Source organism: Frigoribacterium sp. AC512 (assembly GCF_979258295.1).
This window is the reverse complement of record NZ_OZ409850.1, coordinates 860,856-876,196: the sequence shown is the minus strand read 5'-3', so window position 1 is coordinate 876,196 and position 15,341 is coordinate 860,856. Positions and strand designations below refer to the sequence as shown.

Below are 15,341 nucleotides of genomic sequence, written 5' to 3'. Positions count from 1 at the left end.
TCCGGCTCGGTCGTCGCCGAGGTGCACTCCCCCGGCCGGGCCGCGGACGAGGCGGTGCTCACGGACATGCTGCGGCGCACGCTGAGGCACGCGCGAGCAGCGCTGGCCGCCGGCGCCGCGTCCGCGGGCGGAGCCGCGGCGGCCTACGCCCCGACGAGCACCGTGGCGACGACGGCGAGCGGCACGGCGACGACCGCGACCCCGAGCCCGCCCAGCACGACTCCGCGCCACCTCACCTCGACGCCCATCGACGTCAGCCGGCCGTGCCAGAGCAGCGTCGCGAGCGAGGCCCACGGCGCCACGAGGCAGCCGACGTTGACGCCGACGAGCACGGCGACGAGCCGCAACGGCGAGCCGGCGACGGGCTCGAGGGCGAGGTAGGCCGGCAGGTTGTTCGCGACGTTGGCGGCGGCCGCGCTGCCGGCCGCGAGGCGCAGCAGGTCGGGCAGCCCGTCGCCCGAGCCGACGAGCACGGCGAGCGCGTCGGCGAGCCCGAGCGAGTGCGCCGCCTCGACGACGACGAACAGGCCGCTGGCGAAGACGATCGTGCCCCAGGGGACGAGGCCGAGCCGCAGCGTCGACGGCCGCCGCACGGCGCTGACGACGACGAGGACGAGCGCGGCGAAGGCTGCCGGGATCCACACCTCGATCCCGCTGACGAGCGCCGGCACGAGCAGCGCCACGGCGACGGCGGCCACGACGAAGAGCACGCGGTCGCCGGCCTCCTCCCGCGCAGGAGCCTCGAAGCGCCCGCTCAGCTCGCGGCGGTAGCGCAGGCCGACCGCGACGACCGGCACGACGGCGGCGACCACGGCCGCCGGCGCCACGAGCGCGGCGAAGGAGGCGGGCGACGGCGACCCGAGGGCGTCGAGGGCCAGCAGGTTGGTCAGGTTCGACACCGGCAGCAGCATCGAGCCGCAGTTCGCGAGCCACACCGTCGTGAGGGCGAACGGCATCGGCGGCAGCCCGACGCGCCGGGCGACGAGCACCACCACGGGGGTGAGCAGCACGGCGGTCGTGTCGAGCGACAGGAAGATCGTGCAGCCGAGCGCGAGCGCGACGACGAAGGCCCAGAGCACGACGACCCGGCCGCGCGCCGCTCGTGCCGCGAAGCCGGCCAGCCACGAGAAGAGGCCCGCCTCGGCCGCGAGCTCCGACACGATCGTCAGCGCGACGACGAAGCCGAGCACCGGCGCCACGCGCTCGACGAGCGTGCCCAGCTCGTCGAGCGTGAGCACCCCGGCGAGCAGGGCGACGAGCCCGACGACGAGCAACGCTGCTCCGAGCACGGCAGTGCGCACCAGGTCTCCTCCGGCCGACGAGCCCGGACCGGGCGAGCCGGGCAGCTCACCCTACGACCCCACGCGGTGCACGCACTGCACCGATCCGCCCCGGTGCGCTCCGCGGCCTGACGAGTACGGTGGAGGCACCGATCACCAGGAGAGAACCGTGCGCAAATTCCTTTTCAACGGAGCGATCATCAGCTCGCTCTTCTCGGGCGTCAGCCTGCTCAAGAGCCTCAGCTCCGGCCCCCGCGACTGGCGGCTGCTGCTCACCGCCGTGGCCTGGGCGGCCACGACGGCCATCGCGGTCGGCAACGTGGTCGAGGCCGCGAACGAGAACGACTGACCGTTCCGCCCTCGGCCGGCTGACCTGCCGGCACAGGCACGAAGGAGGCGCGTCCCCCGACCGGGGGCGCGCCTCCTTCGTGCGTCGAGACCGGGCTCAGTGGTCGGGGCGGCCCGTCGGACGGCCGTCGAACGAGCGGTCGACGTGGGGGTCGCGCTCGTCCTCGGCGCCCATCGTCGCGGCGTAGGGCCGCGGCTCGGGGTCGGCGTCGCGCTGGACAGGGATCGCCTGGGTGAAGAGCTGCGTGCGCTCCGACCCGGCGTTCTCGCCCGAGAACAGGCCGCCCGACTCTGAGGTCGACCGGGACGGACGGCGCGTCGTCGGCTCGGGCTCTGCCTCGACCGTCTGGACGCGGGTGCGCGGCACGGCCTGGGGCGAGACGCGGTGCAGCCACGAGACGAGGTCCTCGCGCACGAGGCAGCGCAGGTCGAAGAGGGTGCCGGCGTCCTTGGCGGTGACGAGCACCCGGACGCGCACCCAGCCGCCGGTCGCGTCGGTCACCTGGAGCACCTTCGTCCGGCGGTCCCAGAGGTCGGTGCGCTCGAGGATGCGGTCGAGCTCGTCGCGCATCGCCCCGGGGTCGACGCGCCAGTCAAGGTCGAGCTCGACGGCGCCGAGCAGCTCGCTGTTGCGGCGGGTCCAGTTCTCGAACGGCGTGGTGGTGAAGTAGGTCGACGGCAGCACGAGACGACGGTCGTCCCAGATGTGCACGACCACGTACGAGAGCGTGATCTCCTCGATCAGGCCCCACTGCCCCTCGACCACCACGACGTCGTCGATGCGGATCGCGTCGCTGAAGGCGAGCTGGATCCCGGCGAACACGTTCGCGAGGGTCGACTGCGCGGCGAGCCCCGCCACGACCGAGACGAGCCCGGCGCTGGCGAGGACGCTCGCACCGACCGCCTCGACCCCGGGGAAGCCGAGCAGGATCGCCCCGGCCGCGATGACCACCACGACCACCATCGTGAGGCGACGGAGGATCAGCACCTGCGTCCGCACCCGCCGCGCGATCCGGTTGTCGGCGGTGTCGATCCGGTACCGCGCGAGTCCGAGGTCCTCGAAGAACAGGGCCAGGGCACCGACGAACCAGGCCACGACGACGATCACGGCGACGCGGAACAGCTGCGCCACGACGTCGTCCCCGGCGTACGGGGAGCCGAGCAGGGCCGGCAGGGAGGTGCGGAGCGCGATCGTGAGGAGGACGACGAGCAGCGTCCACCGGAACGGACGGCGCATGCGCTCGACGAGCGCCGCGGCCCACTCCTTCTTCTTCGCGACGAGCCCCACGACGAGGCCGACCACGGCGGAGACGAAGAAGGTGAGCACGACGGCAGCGGCCACCGAGATGAGCAGTTGGATCCAAGGCATCCGTCCACCCTGTCGCACGGGGAGGGCGCCCGGCCGACCTCGCTGCCGTCAGACTGGGACCGTGAGTCGATCCACAGGTTCCCGTCACGACGACGCCACGTCCTCGTCACCTCCCGGACGCCGACGTCGCGGGTCGCCGCGCAGCCGGACGCGTCGCGTGCTGAAGGCCGTGGCCCTGGTGCTGTTCGCCGTGGTCGTCCTGGTGGCGACCGGCTTCTTCGTCTGGGCCAAGACGCCGATGTCGGCCACCGCCTCTTCGCTGGCCGCCGTCGCGGACGACCCCCGCGTCGACGTCGTCGACCGGCCCGACGTCGTCGTGATGCGCCCGGCGCGGACGGCGGCGCTCGACCAGGGCCTCGTCTTCGTCGCCGGCGCCCGCGTCGACCCGCAGGCATACGAGCAGGTGCTCGCCGGGCTCGTCGCCACCGGCGTCACGGTCGTCGTCGAGCGACCGCTGCTCGGCTTCGGCATCCTCGACCCGCGTCCGCTCAGCCACTTCACCGACCTCGCGCCCGAGGTCACGAACTGGGCCGTGGGCGGTCACTCCCTCGGCGGGGTGCGGGCCTGCCAGTACGCCGCTGACGACCCTGCCGTCGACGGCCTCGTCCTCTTCGGCTCGTACTGCGCGACGACCGACCTGTCAGGGCGCGGCGACCTGCCGGTGCTCAGCCTCGGCGGCGGCGAGGACGGGCTCAGCACCCCCGACGACATCGAGCGCTACCGCGACATGCTCCCGGCCGACGCGACCGTCGTCGGGATCCCGGGCCTCGCCCACGCCCAGTTCGGCAGCTACGGCGAGCATCCGGGCGACGGAGAACCGTCGATCAGCGACGAGGAGGCGCGGGCCCGGATCGACCGCGAGCTCACGTCGTTCTTCGCGGGCGTGGGCGACTGACGCACCCGTCACCGACCTCGGGCCTCGCGACGACGACGACCCCGAGGCCCCCGAGGCCCCCGGCGACGGATCAGACGGAGCGCTTGCGAAGGCGCAGCGCCTCGAGTGCCATGCCGAGCGTGGCGTAGCGGCCGACTTCTTCGGCCCAGGCGGGGTTCGGCCCCTTGAGGGCCACGTGCACGCCGCCCTCGTCGCGGACGTGGCCGAGGACGCGGTCGGGAGTCGACACCTGGACGAGACCGCCGGAGACGATCCGGGTGCTGAGCTGCGCGCTGCGGCGGAGGGGCTCGACGGCGATCGTGGTCACGGGGTGGTGCCTTTCGTGGGGGACGTGCGAGACCGACGCTACCCGCGCCTCCCCTGTTCTCTCCTGGGGCTCTGCCGTGCGTCCCCGGTGGTCCGCCTGTGCGGACGCCCGGCACCGGGGTACGACCACGCCCCGCCCGGCAGAGCCGGGCGGGGCGAGATCGTGCCCGCAGGGCGCGGGACGAGGAGGTTCGGGTCAGCTGGTGAGGCCGTCTACGTAGTCCTGGTTCTCGGCGATCCACTCGTCGACGACCTCGGTGTAGTCGCTGCCGTCGACACCGCTGTTGAACATGGCGTTCTCGAGCGACGAGAGCGTCTCGGTGTCCATCTCGAAGCCCTCGAGCCACTCGGTCAGCTGCGGGAAGTTCGCCGTGAAGCTCTTGCCGCCGAACGAGTGGATGCCCTCGGCGTCGCCGAGCGTGCCCTTCGGGTCGGCGAGGTCCTTGATCGGGAACGCGTCGTACGCCCAGTGCGGGCTCCACAGGGTCACGGCGATGTTCTCGCCGGCCTCGGTGGCGCTCTTCAGCTCGGTGAGCATGGCGGCCGTGGACGAGGTCTGCAGCTCGAGGGCGTCGATGCCGTAGTCGGGGATGGTCGCGTCCTGCACGGCCGTCGTCAGGCCGGCGCCGGGCTCGATGCCGACGATCGAGCCGCCGAAGAGGTCGGCGTTCGCGTTCAGCTCCTCGAGCGAGTCGATCGGGGCGTCGGCGTTGACCGCGACGGCGAGCTTGGCGTCGTCGTTCCACGCGCCGAGGTCGGTCAGGTCGTCGCCGTACTGCTCGACGTAGTCCGCGTGGGTGGTCGGCAGCCAGGTGTCGAGCACGACGTCGTAGTCGTCGGTGGTGAGGCCCGAGTAGACGGGAGCGACGTCGGCCATCTGCAGGTTGACCGTGTAGCCCTCGTCCTCGAGCACCGACTTCCAGAGCCACGACGCGGCGATGCCCTCGTCCCAGCCGTTGAAGACGGCCAGCTCGACGACGCTCTTGTCGCCGTTGTCGAGCGTCTCGGCCGACGACGAGCTGCCGGGAGGCGAGCAGGCGGCGAGGCCGAGGACGGCGGTGGTGCCGAGGGCGACGGAGGCGGCGATGGTGCGCTTCTTCATGGGTGTCCTTCCGGGGACGATCGGGGTGTTCGAGGTGCTGGTGCGGGTGCGGGTGCTGGTGCTGGTGACGGGCTGCGGGCTCACGCGCCGGCCCCGACGGGGACGGGCTGCTCGCTGTCGGCGGTGCGCGCCTCCTGGGTGCTCGGCGACGGGGCGGGAGCGTCGTCCCGGCCGGCACCGCTGCGGAGGGGGCGTCGCCGTGCCCGACGGTCCGCGCCGAGGGCCGCGGTCATCCGGTCGAGGATGATCGCGAGCACGACGACCGAGATGCCGGCCTCCGCCCCGAGCGCGATGTCGATCCGGTTCAGGCTCGCGACGATGTCGCCGCCGAGCCCGCCCGCGCCGACCATGCCGGCGATGACGACCATCGAGAGCGAGAGCATGATGACCTGGTTGACGCCGGCCATGATGCTCGGCTTCGCGAGGGGCAGCTGGATCTGGCGGAGGATGCGCCAGGGCGACGAGCCGAAGGCGTGGCCGGCCTCGACGACCTCCTTGTCGACCCCGCGGATGCCGAGCTCGGTGAGCCGGACGCCGGGAGCCATCGCGAACACCACGGTCGCGACGATGCCGGGGACGACGCCGATCCGGAACAGCAGCAGAGCGGGGATCAGGTAGACGAACGCCGGCGTCGTCTGCATGAAGTCGAGGACGGGACGGATGATCTGCGACGCCAGGTCCGACTTGGCCGCGAGCACGCCGAGCGGGATGCTCAGGGCGATCGCGACGGCTCCCGCGACGAGGACCAGCGCGAGCGTCGACATGGCGTTCTCCCACTGGCCGAGCGTGCCGATGAAGAGCAGGCCCGCCGCGGTGCCGAGGCCGAACTTCCAGCCCTTGGCGAGGAACGCGAGGGCCGCGATCACGATGACGACCGCCCAGAAGGGAGGTGCGCTCAGGGCGTACTCGACCCACTCGTAGAAGAACGTGACGATCGCGCGGATCACGGAGAAGAAGCCGCCGAGGTGGGTCGTGACCCAGTCGACGACGACGGCGACGGCGTCGCCGAAGGGGATGCGGAGGTACTCGTTCATCGGAGGGCTCCCTCGGTGGTCGCGGTCGGGACGCCGGCAGGCGCGGCGAGGGTCTCGTCGAGCTCGCTCTCGGAGTAGCGGGTCACGGGCTCGAGCACGGGGATCGGCGACGTCGAGGTGTCGACCCCGCCGAGCGCGGCGAGCAGCGTGACGCGCGGGATGACGCCGATCAGGCGGTCGCGGTCGTCCACCACGGCGATGGGCAGGGGGCTCTCGACGGCCAGCTCGAAGAGGTCGACGAGGGCGGCGTCGGGGCCGACCTTCGCGAACTCGGCGTTGACGATCGAGGCGAGGTCGGTGTCGGCGGCCTTGACCTGGCGCATCACGTGACCGTCGCGCACCCAGCCGAGGAGCTTGCGGTCGCGGCCGAGCACGAACAGCGCCGCGGTCTGCAGGTCACGCAGCGTGCGGAGCGCGCCCCGCGGGCCGGCGGTCAGCTGGACCACCGCGCGGGCCGGCTCCATCACGCTCGACGCGGTGAGCACCCGCGCACGGTCGACGTCCTGCACGAACTGGGCGACGTAGTCGTTCGCCGGGTCGGTGAGGATGTCCTCCGGCGTGCCGATCTGCACGATGCGGCCGTCGCGCATGACGGCGATCCGGTCGCCGAGGAACATCGCCTCGTTGAGGTCGTGGGTGATGAAGACGATCGTCTTGCCGAGGGTCGCCTGCAGCTCGAGCAGCTGCTCCTGCATCTCGCGGCGGATGAGCGGGTCGAGGGCGCTGAACGCCTCGTCCATCAGCAGGATGTCGGTCTCGGCGGCGAGCGCCCGGGCCAGGCCGACGCGCTGCTGCATGCCGCCCGACAGCTCGGAGGGCAGCTTGTCCTCCCAGCCGCCGAGGCCGACGACCTCGGTCATCTCCCTCGCCTTGGCGAGACGGTCGGCCTTGGGGACGCCCTGGACCTCGAGGCCGTAGGCGACGTTGTCGAGCACGGTGCGGTGCGGCAGCAGTGCGAAGTGCTGGAACACCATCGACACGTTCTGACGCCGCACCTCGCGGAGGCGCGCCGCGGGCACGTCGGAGATGGCGGACCCCGACACCTCGACCGAGCCGGAGGTGGGCTCGAGCAGGCCGTTGAGCATCCGGATGAGCGTCGACTTGCCGGAGCCGGACAGGCCCATCACGACGAAGATCTCGCCGGGCTGCACGTCGAAGGAGGCGTCGATGACGGCGGCCGTGCCGAGGGACGCGGCCTCGGCTCGGGTGGCGCCCGCCTCCAGGCGGGTCACGGCGTCCTTGGGGCGGCGGCCGAACACCTTGTACAGGTTCCGGGCTCGCACTGCGGGGGTGGTGGTCACGGGCTCTCCATGCGCACGCCGAGGGGGGCGTCCGGCCGCTCGGGCCGGAGCCGTCGGCGGCGTCCAGGTCGGGCGGACGGGTCGACGGCACGTGCGGGACGGACCGGCTCAAGCGGCGCGTGACCGGCGTCGTGCCTGGTCTGCCTCGCGAACCCGTACCCCGCTGGGGCCGGTCACGGGACCGGCGCCGGCGCCACCAGACCGTACGTCGCCTCGGCCCGGTGGTCGTGGGGGCCGACGGCAGCGCGTCCTGATGATGACGGACCCGGCTGACCGGGTCGACACGACGGTAGCGTGGACGACACGTGACGACCAAGTCGCCGACCCCCTCCCTGGGGACCGTGCGCGTCCCCCGCGACGGCGTGTCGCCCGTGCCTGCCGGGATCTCGATCGAGACCCCATCGTTACAGAGCCTGCACGGACCGGGCCGCGCCTCCTGGTCCCGCGCGCTGCGGCGGGGGAAGGTGCACATCGTGCACCGAGGGGTCTACGGTCGTCCCATGACGAGCCCCTCGAACGAGGGTGGCCGCGCCGCCGCCCCCGACCACGTTCCCCAGGATTTCTCGCACGAGCAGGAGGGGTTCCACCAGGGCCTCAAGCCGCGCCAGCTCCAGATGATCGCCATCGGCGGTGCGATCGGGACAGGACTGTTCCTCGGCGCCGGCGGCCGGCTCGCCTCGGCGGGCCCCGCGCTGGCGATCGTCTTCGCGGTCTGCGGCGTCTTCGCCTTCTTCATCCTGCGCGCCCTCGGCGAGCTCGTGCTGCACCGCCCCTCCTCGGGGTCGTTCGTCTCGTACGCCCGTGAGTTCTTCGGAGAGAAGGCCGCCTACGCCGCCGGCTGGATGTACTTCCTCAACTGGGCCATGACGGCCATCGTCGACGTCACCGCCGTGGCGCTCTACCTGCACTACTGGAGCGCCTTCACCTCTGCGCCGGACTGGCTGCTCGCCCTCGTGGCCCTCGCCGTCGTGCTGTCCGTCAACCTGCTGGCGGTCAAGGTGTTCGGCGAGATGGAGTTCTGGTTCGCGATCATCAAGGTCGCCGCCCTCGTGGTCTTCCTCGTCGTCGGGGTCGTCTGGCTCGCCGCGTCGTTCCCCGTGACGAGCGGCGGGGAGTCGATCGACACGGGCTGGTCGGTGATCGCGGCGAGCGGGATCCTGCCGAACGGCATCCTGCCGGCGGTCATCGTCATCCAGGGCGTCGTGTTCGCCTACGCGGCGATCGAGCTCGTCGGCACCGCGTCGGGCGAGACGCAGCACCCGGAGAAGGTCGTCCCCCGGGCGATCAACACCGTCATCGTCCGCATCGCGGTGTTCTACGTCGGCAGCCTCGTGCTGCTGTCGCTGCTGCTGCCCTACACGTCGTACGAGGCCGGCCAGAGCCCGTTCGTCACGTTCTTCGGCAGCATCGGCAGCCCCGAGGTGGGCGAGGTCGCCGGCTCGATCATGAACTTCGTGGTCGTCACCGCCGCGCTCTCGAGCCTCAACGCCGGCCTCTACTCGACCGGCCGCGTGCTGCACTCGATGGGCATGAACGGCTCGGCGCCGAAGTTCACGACGAAGATGTCGAAGGGCGGCGTGCCCTTCGGCGGCATCCTGCTCACCGCCAGCATCACCCTGCTCGGCGTCGTCCTCAACGCGGTCGTCGGCGCGAACACCGCGTTCGAGATCGTCCTCAACATCGCGTCGCTCGGCATCCTCACCGCGTGGGGCACGATCATCCTCTGCCAGATGCGGCTGCGGCAGTGGGCCAAGGAGGGCAAGGCGGAAGAGCCGTCGTTCCGCCTGCCCGGCGCGCCCGTGACGAGCTACCTCACGCTGGCGTTCCTGCTCGCGGTCGTCGTGCTGATGGCGATCGACTGGCCGATCGGCTCGTTCACCGTCATGTCGCTCGTCGTCATCATCCCGCTGCTGATCCTCGGCTGGCACCTCCAGCGCGACCGCATCCTCGCGGCGGCACGGCTGCGCGAGGGCATGACGGGCCCCTACCCGGTCACCGGTCGCGACGCGTCGTCGCAGCTGCCCCGCGACGACCGCGGACAGGACTAGACCGCGGCGCCCGGGCAGCCGAGGTCAGAACAGCGGCCAGGGGACGGCGGGTGCCTGGCCCTCGGGCTCGGGGAAGGCGCCCGTCGACCGGAGCCGGGCGCACCGGGCCTGGAGCGCCGCGAGCTCGGCCTCGGTGACCAGCCCGCCGAGGACGGCCCCCAGCTCGCCGTCGAGCTGCCGCTCGACCCGGGCGACGCCGTCGAGCTCGTCGCCCGTCAGGGGCTCGCCTGCCCAGCCCCACAGGACGGTGCGGAGCTTGTGCTCGACGTGCAGGGTCAGGCCGTGGTCGACTCCGTGTCGTCGGCCGTCCGGCATCGCCAGGACGTGGGCGCCCTTGCGGTCCGCGTTGTTCACGACGACGTCGAAGACGGCCATCCGGCGGAGGGCGGCGGAGTCCTCGTGGACGAGCGCCACCGGTTCGTCGTCCTCGTCGAGCCCCTCGAGCACCGTGCGCCAACCCGCCTCCGGCACGTCGGCCGAGGGCAGCAGGTCGACGGCGTCCTGCTCGGGGTCGACGTCGCACCAGAGCTGCACCATGCCGGGGCCGAGCGGGCCGTCACGGAGCCAGGTGCGCGGGACGACGTCCCAGCCGAGCGCCTCGGACACGTGCCAGGAGGCGACCTCCCGGGAGGCGAGGTCGCCGTCCGGGAAGTCCCACAGGGGTCGCTCGCCCGCGACCGGCTTGTAGACGACGACCACGCCGTCGACCTCGCCGACGAACGTCGCGTTGGAGGCGGTGGTCACCCGGCCCGTGAGCGTCAGCTCCCCCGTCACCAGGTCGGGCCCGGTCGTCACCAGGAGTCGCCGGGGACGGCGCAGACGTGGCCCTCGGGGTCCATGGGGGCGCCGCAGAGGGGGCAGAGCGGCCGACCGGCGCCCACGACCTCGAGGGTGCGGGCGGCGAAGGCCCTGGCGGTGCCGACGGGGAGCCTCAGGGTCATCATCTCGACGGGCTCGCCGGCGTCGTCCGGGTCCGGGTCGAGATCGTCGTCAGGATCGGCGAGGGGGTAGGCCTCGACGACGACCTGGGCGGTGGACGGGTCCCAGCCGAGGCTCAGGGCGCCGACGCGGAACTCGGCCTCGACCGGCTGGTCGAGGGGCGCGTGGTCGACGAGCTCCTCGGGCGTGGTCTCGGGGACGCTGGCGGGGTTGCCCTCGACGCGGCGCACCTCGTCGAGGATCTCGTCGATCTTGTGGGCGAGGACGGCGGACTGCTCCTTCTCGAGGGCGACGCTGACGACGCGTCGGCCGTCGCGGGCCTGGAGGTAGAAGGTGCGGGCTCCGGGCAGCCCGACGGTGCCGACGACGACGCGGTCGGGCCAGTCGAACCCGTGGACGATGGTGGGCATGTCGCCATCCTACGAGCGGTGCGGACGGGTGTCCGGGGCCGGCTCTCAGACGGTGCCCGCGCCTCCCCCGACCGCGGCGTCGGCGCTCGGCGCCGAGCCCCGCAGCCAGCTGAGGTCGCCTCCGTCGGTGTTGGTGGCGAGGACGTCGGTGCGGTGCGCGCCGTACCGGAGGATCGACACCGAGGCCGGTCCGACCGAGATGCGCTGGAACAGGTCCAGGTGCGCGCCGAGCGCGTCGGCGAGGACCGACTTGATGATGTCTCCGTGGCTGACCGCGAGCCAGACGGCGCCCGGGCCGTGCTCACGCTCGACCGCGGCGTCGTGGGCGCGGATCGCGCTGACGGCGCGGTGCTGCATGCCCGACATCGTCTCGCCGCCCGGGAAGGTCACGGCCGACGGCTGGCGCTGGACCGTCTGCCAGAGGTCCTCGCCCGCGAGCTCCGAGAGGGGCCGGCCCTGCCAGTCCCCGTAGTCGCACTCGGTGATCGCGTCGTCGACCAGCACGCTGAAGGCGGCGTCGGCGGACTGCTGCGCCACGATGGCCTCGGTCGTCTCCCGGCACCGCTCGAGCGGAGAGGTCACGACCCGGGCGAACGGCACTACGGCGAGCCTCGCCCCGGTCGCGGCGGCCTGCTGCCGTCCGACCTCGTCGAGCAGCACCCCGGGAGTCCGCCCCGCGAGCACCCCCGTCGCGTTCGCCGTCGTCCGCCCGTGCCGCACCACCACAACAGTCGCCATCCGGCCACCCTAGGCCCCGCCCCTGCCCTCGCCTCCCCCGTCGCCGAAGGGGGGCCAGCGAAGCGCCGCCCCCACCCCACCATCGCCGAAGGGGGCCAGCGAAGCGCCGCCCGACTCATCCGCCGCCGAAGGGGCCCGCGAAGCGCCGCCCCGAGCCCCGAGCCACCAGCACCTGGCGGGCACGAGTCTCGGTGCCGCCCAGCCCGAGCCGCACGTCGCCGGAGGCGACGAAAGGCGTGGAACAAAATCCCCCGCGAAGAAGCGCAGCTTCGAACACGGGGGATCAATTTTGTGGTGCACCCCCTCGGACTTGAACCGAGAACCCACTGATTAAGAGTCAGTTGCTCTGCCAATTGAGCTAGAGGTGCCTGTTCCGGATCACTCCGCAACGAGGAATGACTCTAGCATGAGAATCGACCCCCTGAGAGCCACCGGTGCCCCCGTGCGCCGTGAGATCGGAGCACCATGTCCACGAAGCTCGAGAAGGGCGCCGCGGCGCCCTCGTTCACCCTCGACGACGAGTCGGGCGCGCCCGTCTCGCTGTCGGACTTCGCGGGTCGCAAGGTGATCGTCTACTTCTACCCGGCGGCGTCGACGCCGGGCTGCACGACGCAGGCGTGCGACTTCCGCGACAACATCAACTCGTTGGCGGGCTCGGGCTACCAGGTGCTGGGCGTGTCGAAGGACGCCCCGGAGGCGCTCCGCCGGTTCAAGGACGAGCAGGGCCTGAACTTCCCCCTCCTGTCCGACCCGGAGCTCACGGTGCACCAGGAGTACGGCGCCTGGGGCGAGAAGAACAACTACGGCCGCGTCGTCACCGGCACGATCCGGTCGACGTTCGTGCTCGACGAGCAGGGCGTCGTGCAGCTGCCGTTGTACAACGTGAAGGCGACGGGCCACGTGGCGTCGCTGCGGAAGAAGCTCGGCCTGGACTGAGCGCTCCCGATCACGCCCCGCCCTGCCGCGCCGTTCAGTACGTGCGAGGCGGGGCGTCGTCGCGAGCGGAGGTCACGGCGACGACGCTGGGGACGAGCAGCAGCACTACGACGAGCACGGCGGGCACGATGAGCCAGAGCCCCACGGAGGGGTTGGCGAATGTGCCCTGCAGGCTTCCGACGCCGACGGCGATCTGCAGCACCTGCCACACGATCGCGGCTCCCCTGATCCAGCCTCGGCCCCGGAGCGCGCCGACGACGATGGCGCCGAGCCAGACCGTGGCGATGAGGGTGAGCAGCAGGATCGCCGCGGCGGCCGCGTAGGAATCCGGCTGCACCGTGAGGATCTCGATCAGGAGGTATGCCGTCGCCACGGCGAGCAGCGCCGCCTCCGCCGCGAGCAGCAGGACGAGCAGCCAGAAGAGTGCGGGACGCGACGGTGTCGCAGAACGACCTGTCCTCTCGGGAGGGGTGTCTCCGGACTGTTCGGTCACGCTCGATCCCTCCTGAGAATCCTTGATCTGGCGGTTCCAGTATGCGACCATATTCGAGGTCGAAGTGACGCGTACGTCGTGGTGCGCGCCTCCCAATGAATCGAAGTCTCTCGGCTTTCTTCCCCCCACCGGAACCCGGCGCTTCGACGTGCCCGGTCCAGCACCCAAAGGAGTACCCATCGATGGATTGGCGTGACAAAGCCGCCTGCCTGACCGCTGACCCGGAGCTGTTCTTCCCGGTCGGCAACACGGGCCCCGCCGTGGACCAGATCGAGAAGGCGAAGACCGTCTGCGGCCGTTGCACGGTCACGGAGACCTGCCTGCAGTACGCCCTGGAGACCAGTCAGGACTCCGGCGTGTGGGGCGGGCTCAGCGAGGACGAGCGCCGAGCGCTGAAGCGCCGCGCAGCCCGCGCCCGCCGCGCCAGCTAGGCGACGGCAAGACGACCACGAGGCCGGCTCCCCCACGGGGGAGCCGGCCTCGTCGCGTCCGGCCCTCCGGGCCGTCGCTCCTGGCGCGTCTGACGTCGATCGTCAGGACCTGGTCAGCCACCGGAACGGGATCTCGATGGTGACCTCGGTGCCGTTCCCGACGAGCGTGTGCCAGTCGATGGTGCCGCCGAGCTCGCCCTGGATGAGCGTCCGGACGATCTGCGTGCCCAGACCGGAGCCGACCTTGCCCTCGGGCAGGCCGACGCCGTCGTCGCGCACCTTCACCGTCAGCTGCTCGTCGTCGCGTTCGGCGGAGATCTCGACGACTCCGTCGCGACCGTCGAGGCCGTGCTCGACGGCGTTGGTCACGAGCTCGGTGAGCGCCAGCGCCAAGGGGGTCGCGTACTCGCTCGGGAGCGCGCCGAAGCTGCCGGTCCTGGTGGGTCGCACGGTGGTGGCGTGGCTCGACGCCACCTCGGTGATCAGCATGAGGACCCGGTCGAAGACCGTGTCGAAGTCGACGTTCTGGCTGAGGCCCTCGGACAGGGTGTCGTGCACGACGGCGATGGAGGCCACGCGGCGCATGGCCTGGGTCAGGGCCTCGCGGGCCACGTCGGTGTGCGTCCGTCGGGCCTGGATGCGCAGGAGCGACGCGACGGTCTGCAGGTTGTTCTTGACGCGGTGGTGGATCTCGCGGATCGTCGCGTCCTTGGTGATGAGCTCGCGCTCCTGGTGGCGCAGCTCGGTGACGTCGCGGCAGAGCACGACGGCGCCCACGCGCTCGCCCTTGTCGCGCAGCGGGATGGCTCGCAGCGAGACCGTCACGCCGCGCGCCTCGATGTCCGTGCGCCACGGCGCCCGCCCCGTGACGACGAGCGGGAGCGACTCGTCGATGACGAGCTTGCCCTGCAGCAGCCCGGTCGTCACCTCGGCCAGCGACTCGCCCTCGAGCTCGCCGGCGAAGCCCATCCGGTTGAACGCCGACAGGCCGTTCGGGCTCGCGAAGGTGACCATGCCGTCGACGTCGAGCCGGAGCAGGCCGTCGGAGGCGCGGGGAGCGCCCCGGCGAGGGCCGGTCGGAGCGCCGAGATCGGGGAAGTCCCCCGCGGCGATCATCGCGAACAGGTCGTTGCTGCACTGGTTGAAGGTGAGCTCCTGGCGGCTCGGCGTGCGCGCCTCGCTCAGGTTCGTGTGTCGCGTGATGACCGCGATGGGCGCCTCGGTCACGTCGGGTCGGCTCGCGCCGAGCCGGCGGAGGACGGGCACGGCCCGGACACGGGTCGGGGTCTCCTCGTACCAGTCGGGCGCCGCCGAGTCGACGATGCGCGTCGTCTCGAAGGCCTGCTGGATCTGGGATCGCCACTCGGGGCGCACCTCCTGGCCGACGAAGTCGCGGTAGAAGAGCGTGGCCGAGCTCGAGGGTCGCGCGTGCGCGACGGCGACGTAGCTGTCGGTGTCCGTGGGGACCCACAGCACCATGTCGGCGAAGGCGAGGTCGGCGAGGAGCTGCCAGTCGCCGACCAGGAGGTGCAGCCACTCGACGTCGGCCTCGCTGGAGCGGCCCTGGGCGAGAACGAGATCACTGAGCGTCGACACCCGACCAGTCTAGGTCGACCTCCAGCGGCCGTCGGCCGAGGGCCGTGCGCCCGTCCCGCAGCCGCGACTTGTCCACATCGGCGGCAGGTCGGGACAGACCCGTCTGGGCATGTCA

16 protein-coding genes and 1 tRNA gene are annotated in these 15,341 nt (G+C 72.1%); 5 read left to right on the top strand and 12 right to left on the bottom strand.

Annotated elements, in window-relative coordinates; all coding sequences use genetic code 11:
• Positions 1-143: 143 nt before the first annotated feature.
• Complete coding sequence (locus ACZZ97_RS03990; RefSeq protein ID WP_463472339.1) at positions 144-1,301, bottom strand: SLC13 family permease; 1,158 nt, start codon at positions 1,299-1,301, stop codon at positions 144-146.
• A gap of 148 nt (positions 1,302-1,449) precedes the next feature.
• Between ACZZ97_RS03990 and ACZZ97_RS03985 the strand changes: the two genes are divergently transcribed.
• Positions 1,450-1,629, top strand: coding sequence for a hypothetical protein (locus ACZZ97_RS03985; RefSeq protein WP_123546487.1), 180 nt, complete (start codon positions 1,450-1,452; stop codon positions 1,627-1,629).
• A gap of 96 nt (positions 1,630-1,725) precedes the next feature.
• Here ACZZ97_RS03985 and ACZZ97_RS03980 read toward each other — a convergent pair whose 3' ends face one another.
• Positions 1,726-2,997, bottom strand: coding sequence for a mechanosensitive ion channel family protein (locus tag ACZZ97_RS03980; protein ID WP_463472338.1), 1,272 nt, complete (start codon positions 2,995-2,997; stop codon positions 1,726-1,728).
• Positions 2,998-3,058: 61 nt separating this feature from the next.
• On the opposite strand from ACZZ97_RS03980, the gene ACZZ97_RS03975 reads away from it, so the two are divergent.
• Positions 3,059-3,892: an alpha/beta hydrolase gene (locus ACZZ97_RS03975; RefSeq protein WP_463472337.1), complete on the top strand. Its 834-nt coding sequence runs from the start codon at positions 3,059-3,061 to the stop codon at positions 3,890-3,892.
• 70 nt (positions 3,893-3,962) lie between these two features.
• On the opposite strand, the gene ACZZ97_RS03970 is transcribed toward ACZZ97_RS03975, so the two are convergent.
• The 4 genes from ACZZ97_RS03970 to ACZZ97_RS03955 form a co-directional block, all read right to left on the bottom strand.
• Entirely contained in the window at positions 3,963-4,199 is a 237-nt protein-coding gene (locus tag ACZZ97_RS03970; RefSeq protein ID WP_123546489.1) for a hypothetical protein, read from the bottom strand.
• A 195-nt stretch (positions 4,200-4,394) separates the two neighbouring features.
• Positions 4,395-5,384, bottom strand: coding sequence for a glycine betaine ABC transporter substrate-binding protein (locus ACZZ97_RS03965; RefSeq protein WP_463472336.1), 990 nt, complete (start codon positions 5,382-5,384; stop codon positions 4,395-4,397).
• Positions 5,381-6,334: an ABC transporter permease gene (locus ACZZ97_RS03960; RefSeq protein ID WP_314101920.1), complete on the bottom strand. Its 954-nt coding sequence runs from the start codon at positions 6,332-6,334 to the stop codon at positions 5,381-5,383. Before ACZZ97_RS03960 ends, ACZZ97_RS03965 begins: the two co-directional genes overlap by 4 nt.
• The gene (locus tag ACZZ97_RS03955; protein WP_192042031.1) at positions 6,331-7,635 is read right to left on the bottom strand and encodes a quaternary amine ABC transporter ATP-binding protein; all 1,305 of its coding nucleotides are present in this window, start codon (positions 7,633-7,635) and stop codon (positions 6,331-6,333) included. The genes ACZZ97_RS03960 and ACZZ97_RS03955 overlap by 4 nt, the downstream gene beginning before the upstream one ends.
• Positions 7,636-8,135: 500 nt before the next feature.
• On the opposite strand from ACZZ97_RS03955, the gene ACZZ97_RS03950 reads away from it, so the two are divergent.
• The gene (locus tag ACZZ97_RS03950) at positions 8,136-9,683 is read left to right on the top strand and encodes an amino acid permease (RefSeq protein WP_314101924.1); all 1,548 of its coding nucleotides are present in this window, start codon (positions 8,136-8,138) and stop codon (positions 9,681-9,683) included.
• Positions 9,684-9,707: 24 nt separating this feature from the next.
• On the opposite strand, the gene ACZZ97_RS03945 is transcribed toward ACZZ97_RS03950, so the two are convergent.
• From ACZZ97_RS03945 to ACZZ97_RS03930, 4 genes are all read right to left on the bottom strand, one after another.
• Positions 9,708-10,478 carry an SCO1664 family protein gene (locus ACZZ97_RS03945; RefSeq protein WP_463472335.1) on the bottom strand — a complete coding sequence of 257 codons (771 nt, stop codon included), beginning with the start codon at positions 10,476-10,478 and terminating at the stop codon, positions 9,708-9,710.
• Complete coding sequence (locus ACZZ97_RS03940) at positions 10,475-11,032, bottom strand: DUF3090 domain-containing protein (protein WP_314101927.1); 558 nt, start codon at positions 11,030-11,032, stop codon at positions 10,475-10,477. The genes ACZZ97_RS03945 and ACZZ97_RS03940 overlap by 4 nt, the downstream gene beginning before the upstream one ends.
• Positions 11,033-11,077: 45 nt before the next feature.
• On the bottom strand, positions 11,078-11,770 hold the full coding sequence (locus tag ACZZ97_RS03935) for an MSMEG_4193 family putative phosphomutase (protein WP_314101929.1): 693 nt from the start codon (positions 11,768-11,770) through the stop codon (positions 11,078-11,080).
• Positions 11,771-12,062: 292 nt separating this feature from the next.
• A tRNA-Lys gene (locus ACZZ97_RS03930) sits at positions 12,063-12,138 on the bottom strand.
• Positions 12,139-12,235: 97 nt separating this feature from the next.
• On the opposite strand from ACZZ97_RS03930, the gene bcp reads away from it, so the two are divergent.
• On the top strand, positions 12,236-12,706 hold the full coding sequence (gene bcp / locus ACZZ97_RS03925) for a thioredoxin-dependent thiol peroxidase (RefSeq protein ID WP_133737769.1): 471 nt from the start codon (positions 12,236-12,238) through the stop codon (positions 12,704-12,706).
• Positions 12,707-12,740: 34 nt separating this feature from the next.
• Here bcp and ACZZ97_RS03920 read toward each other — a convergent pair whose 3' ends face one another.
• Positions 12,741-13,199 (bottom strand): hypothetical protein, encoded by a 459-nt coding sequence (locus tag ACZZ97_RS03920; protein ID WP_233568972.1) that lies wholly within the window; start codon positions 13,197-13,199, stop codon positions 12,741-12,743.
• A gap of 182 nt (positions 13,200-13,381) precedes the next feature.
• On the opposite strand from ACZZ97_RS03920, the gene ACZZ97_RS03915 reads away from it, so the two are divergent.
• Positions 13,382-13,630 carry a WhiB family transcriptional regulator gene (locus ACZZ97_RS03915; RefSeq protein WP_314101931.1) on the top strand — a complete coding sequence of 83 codons (249 nt, stop codon included), beginning with the start codon at positions 13,382-13,384 and terminating at the stop codon, positions 13,628-13,630.
• A 102-nt stretch (positions 13,631-13,732) separates the two neighbouring features.
• Here the strand turns inward: ACZZ97_RS03915 and ACZZ97_RS03910 are convergent, their stop codons facing one another.
• On the bottom strand, positions 13,733-15,226 hold the full coding sequence (locus ACZZ97_RS03910; protein WP_123546497.1) for a sensor histidine kinase: 1,494 nt from the start codon (positions 15,224-15,226) through the stop codon (positions 13,733-13,735).
• Between the last annotated feature and the right edge of the window lie 115 nt (positions 15,227-15,341).

Coding starts and splice junctions, on each gene's coding strand:
- ACZZ97_RS03980 (WP_463472338.1), bottom strand. CDS start 2,997: ATGCCTTGGATCCAACTGCTCATCTCGGTGGCCGCTGCCGTCGTGCTC.
- ACZZ97_RS03960 (WP_314101920.1), bottom strand. CDS start 6,334: ATGAACGAGTACCTCCGCATCCCCTTCGGCGACGCCGTCGCCGTCGTC.
- ACZZ97_RS03950 (WP_314101924.1), top strand. CDS start 8,136: ATGACGAGCCCCTCGAACGAGGGTGGCCGCGCCGCCGCCCCCGACCAC.
- ACZZ97_RS03940 (WP_314101927.1), bottom strand. CDS start 11,032: ATGCCCACCATCGTCCACGGGTTCGACTGGCCCGACCGCGTCGTCGTC.
- ACZZ97_RS03935 (WP_314101929.1), bottom strand. CDS start 11,770: ATGGCGACTGTTGTGGTGGTGCGGCACGGGCGGACGACGGCGAACGCG.
- bcp (WP_133737769.1), top strand. CDS start 12,236: ATGTCCACGAAGCTCGAGAAGGGCGCCGCGGCGCCCTCGTTCACCCTC.
- ACZZ97_RS03915 (WP_314101931.1), top strand. CDS start 13,382: ATGGATTGGCGTGACAAAGCCGCCTGCCTGACCGCTGACCCGGAGCTG.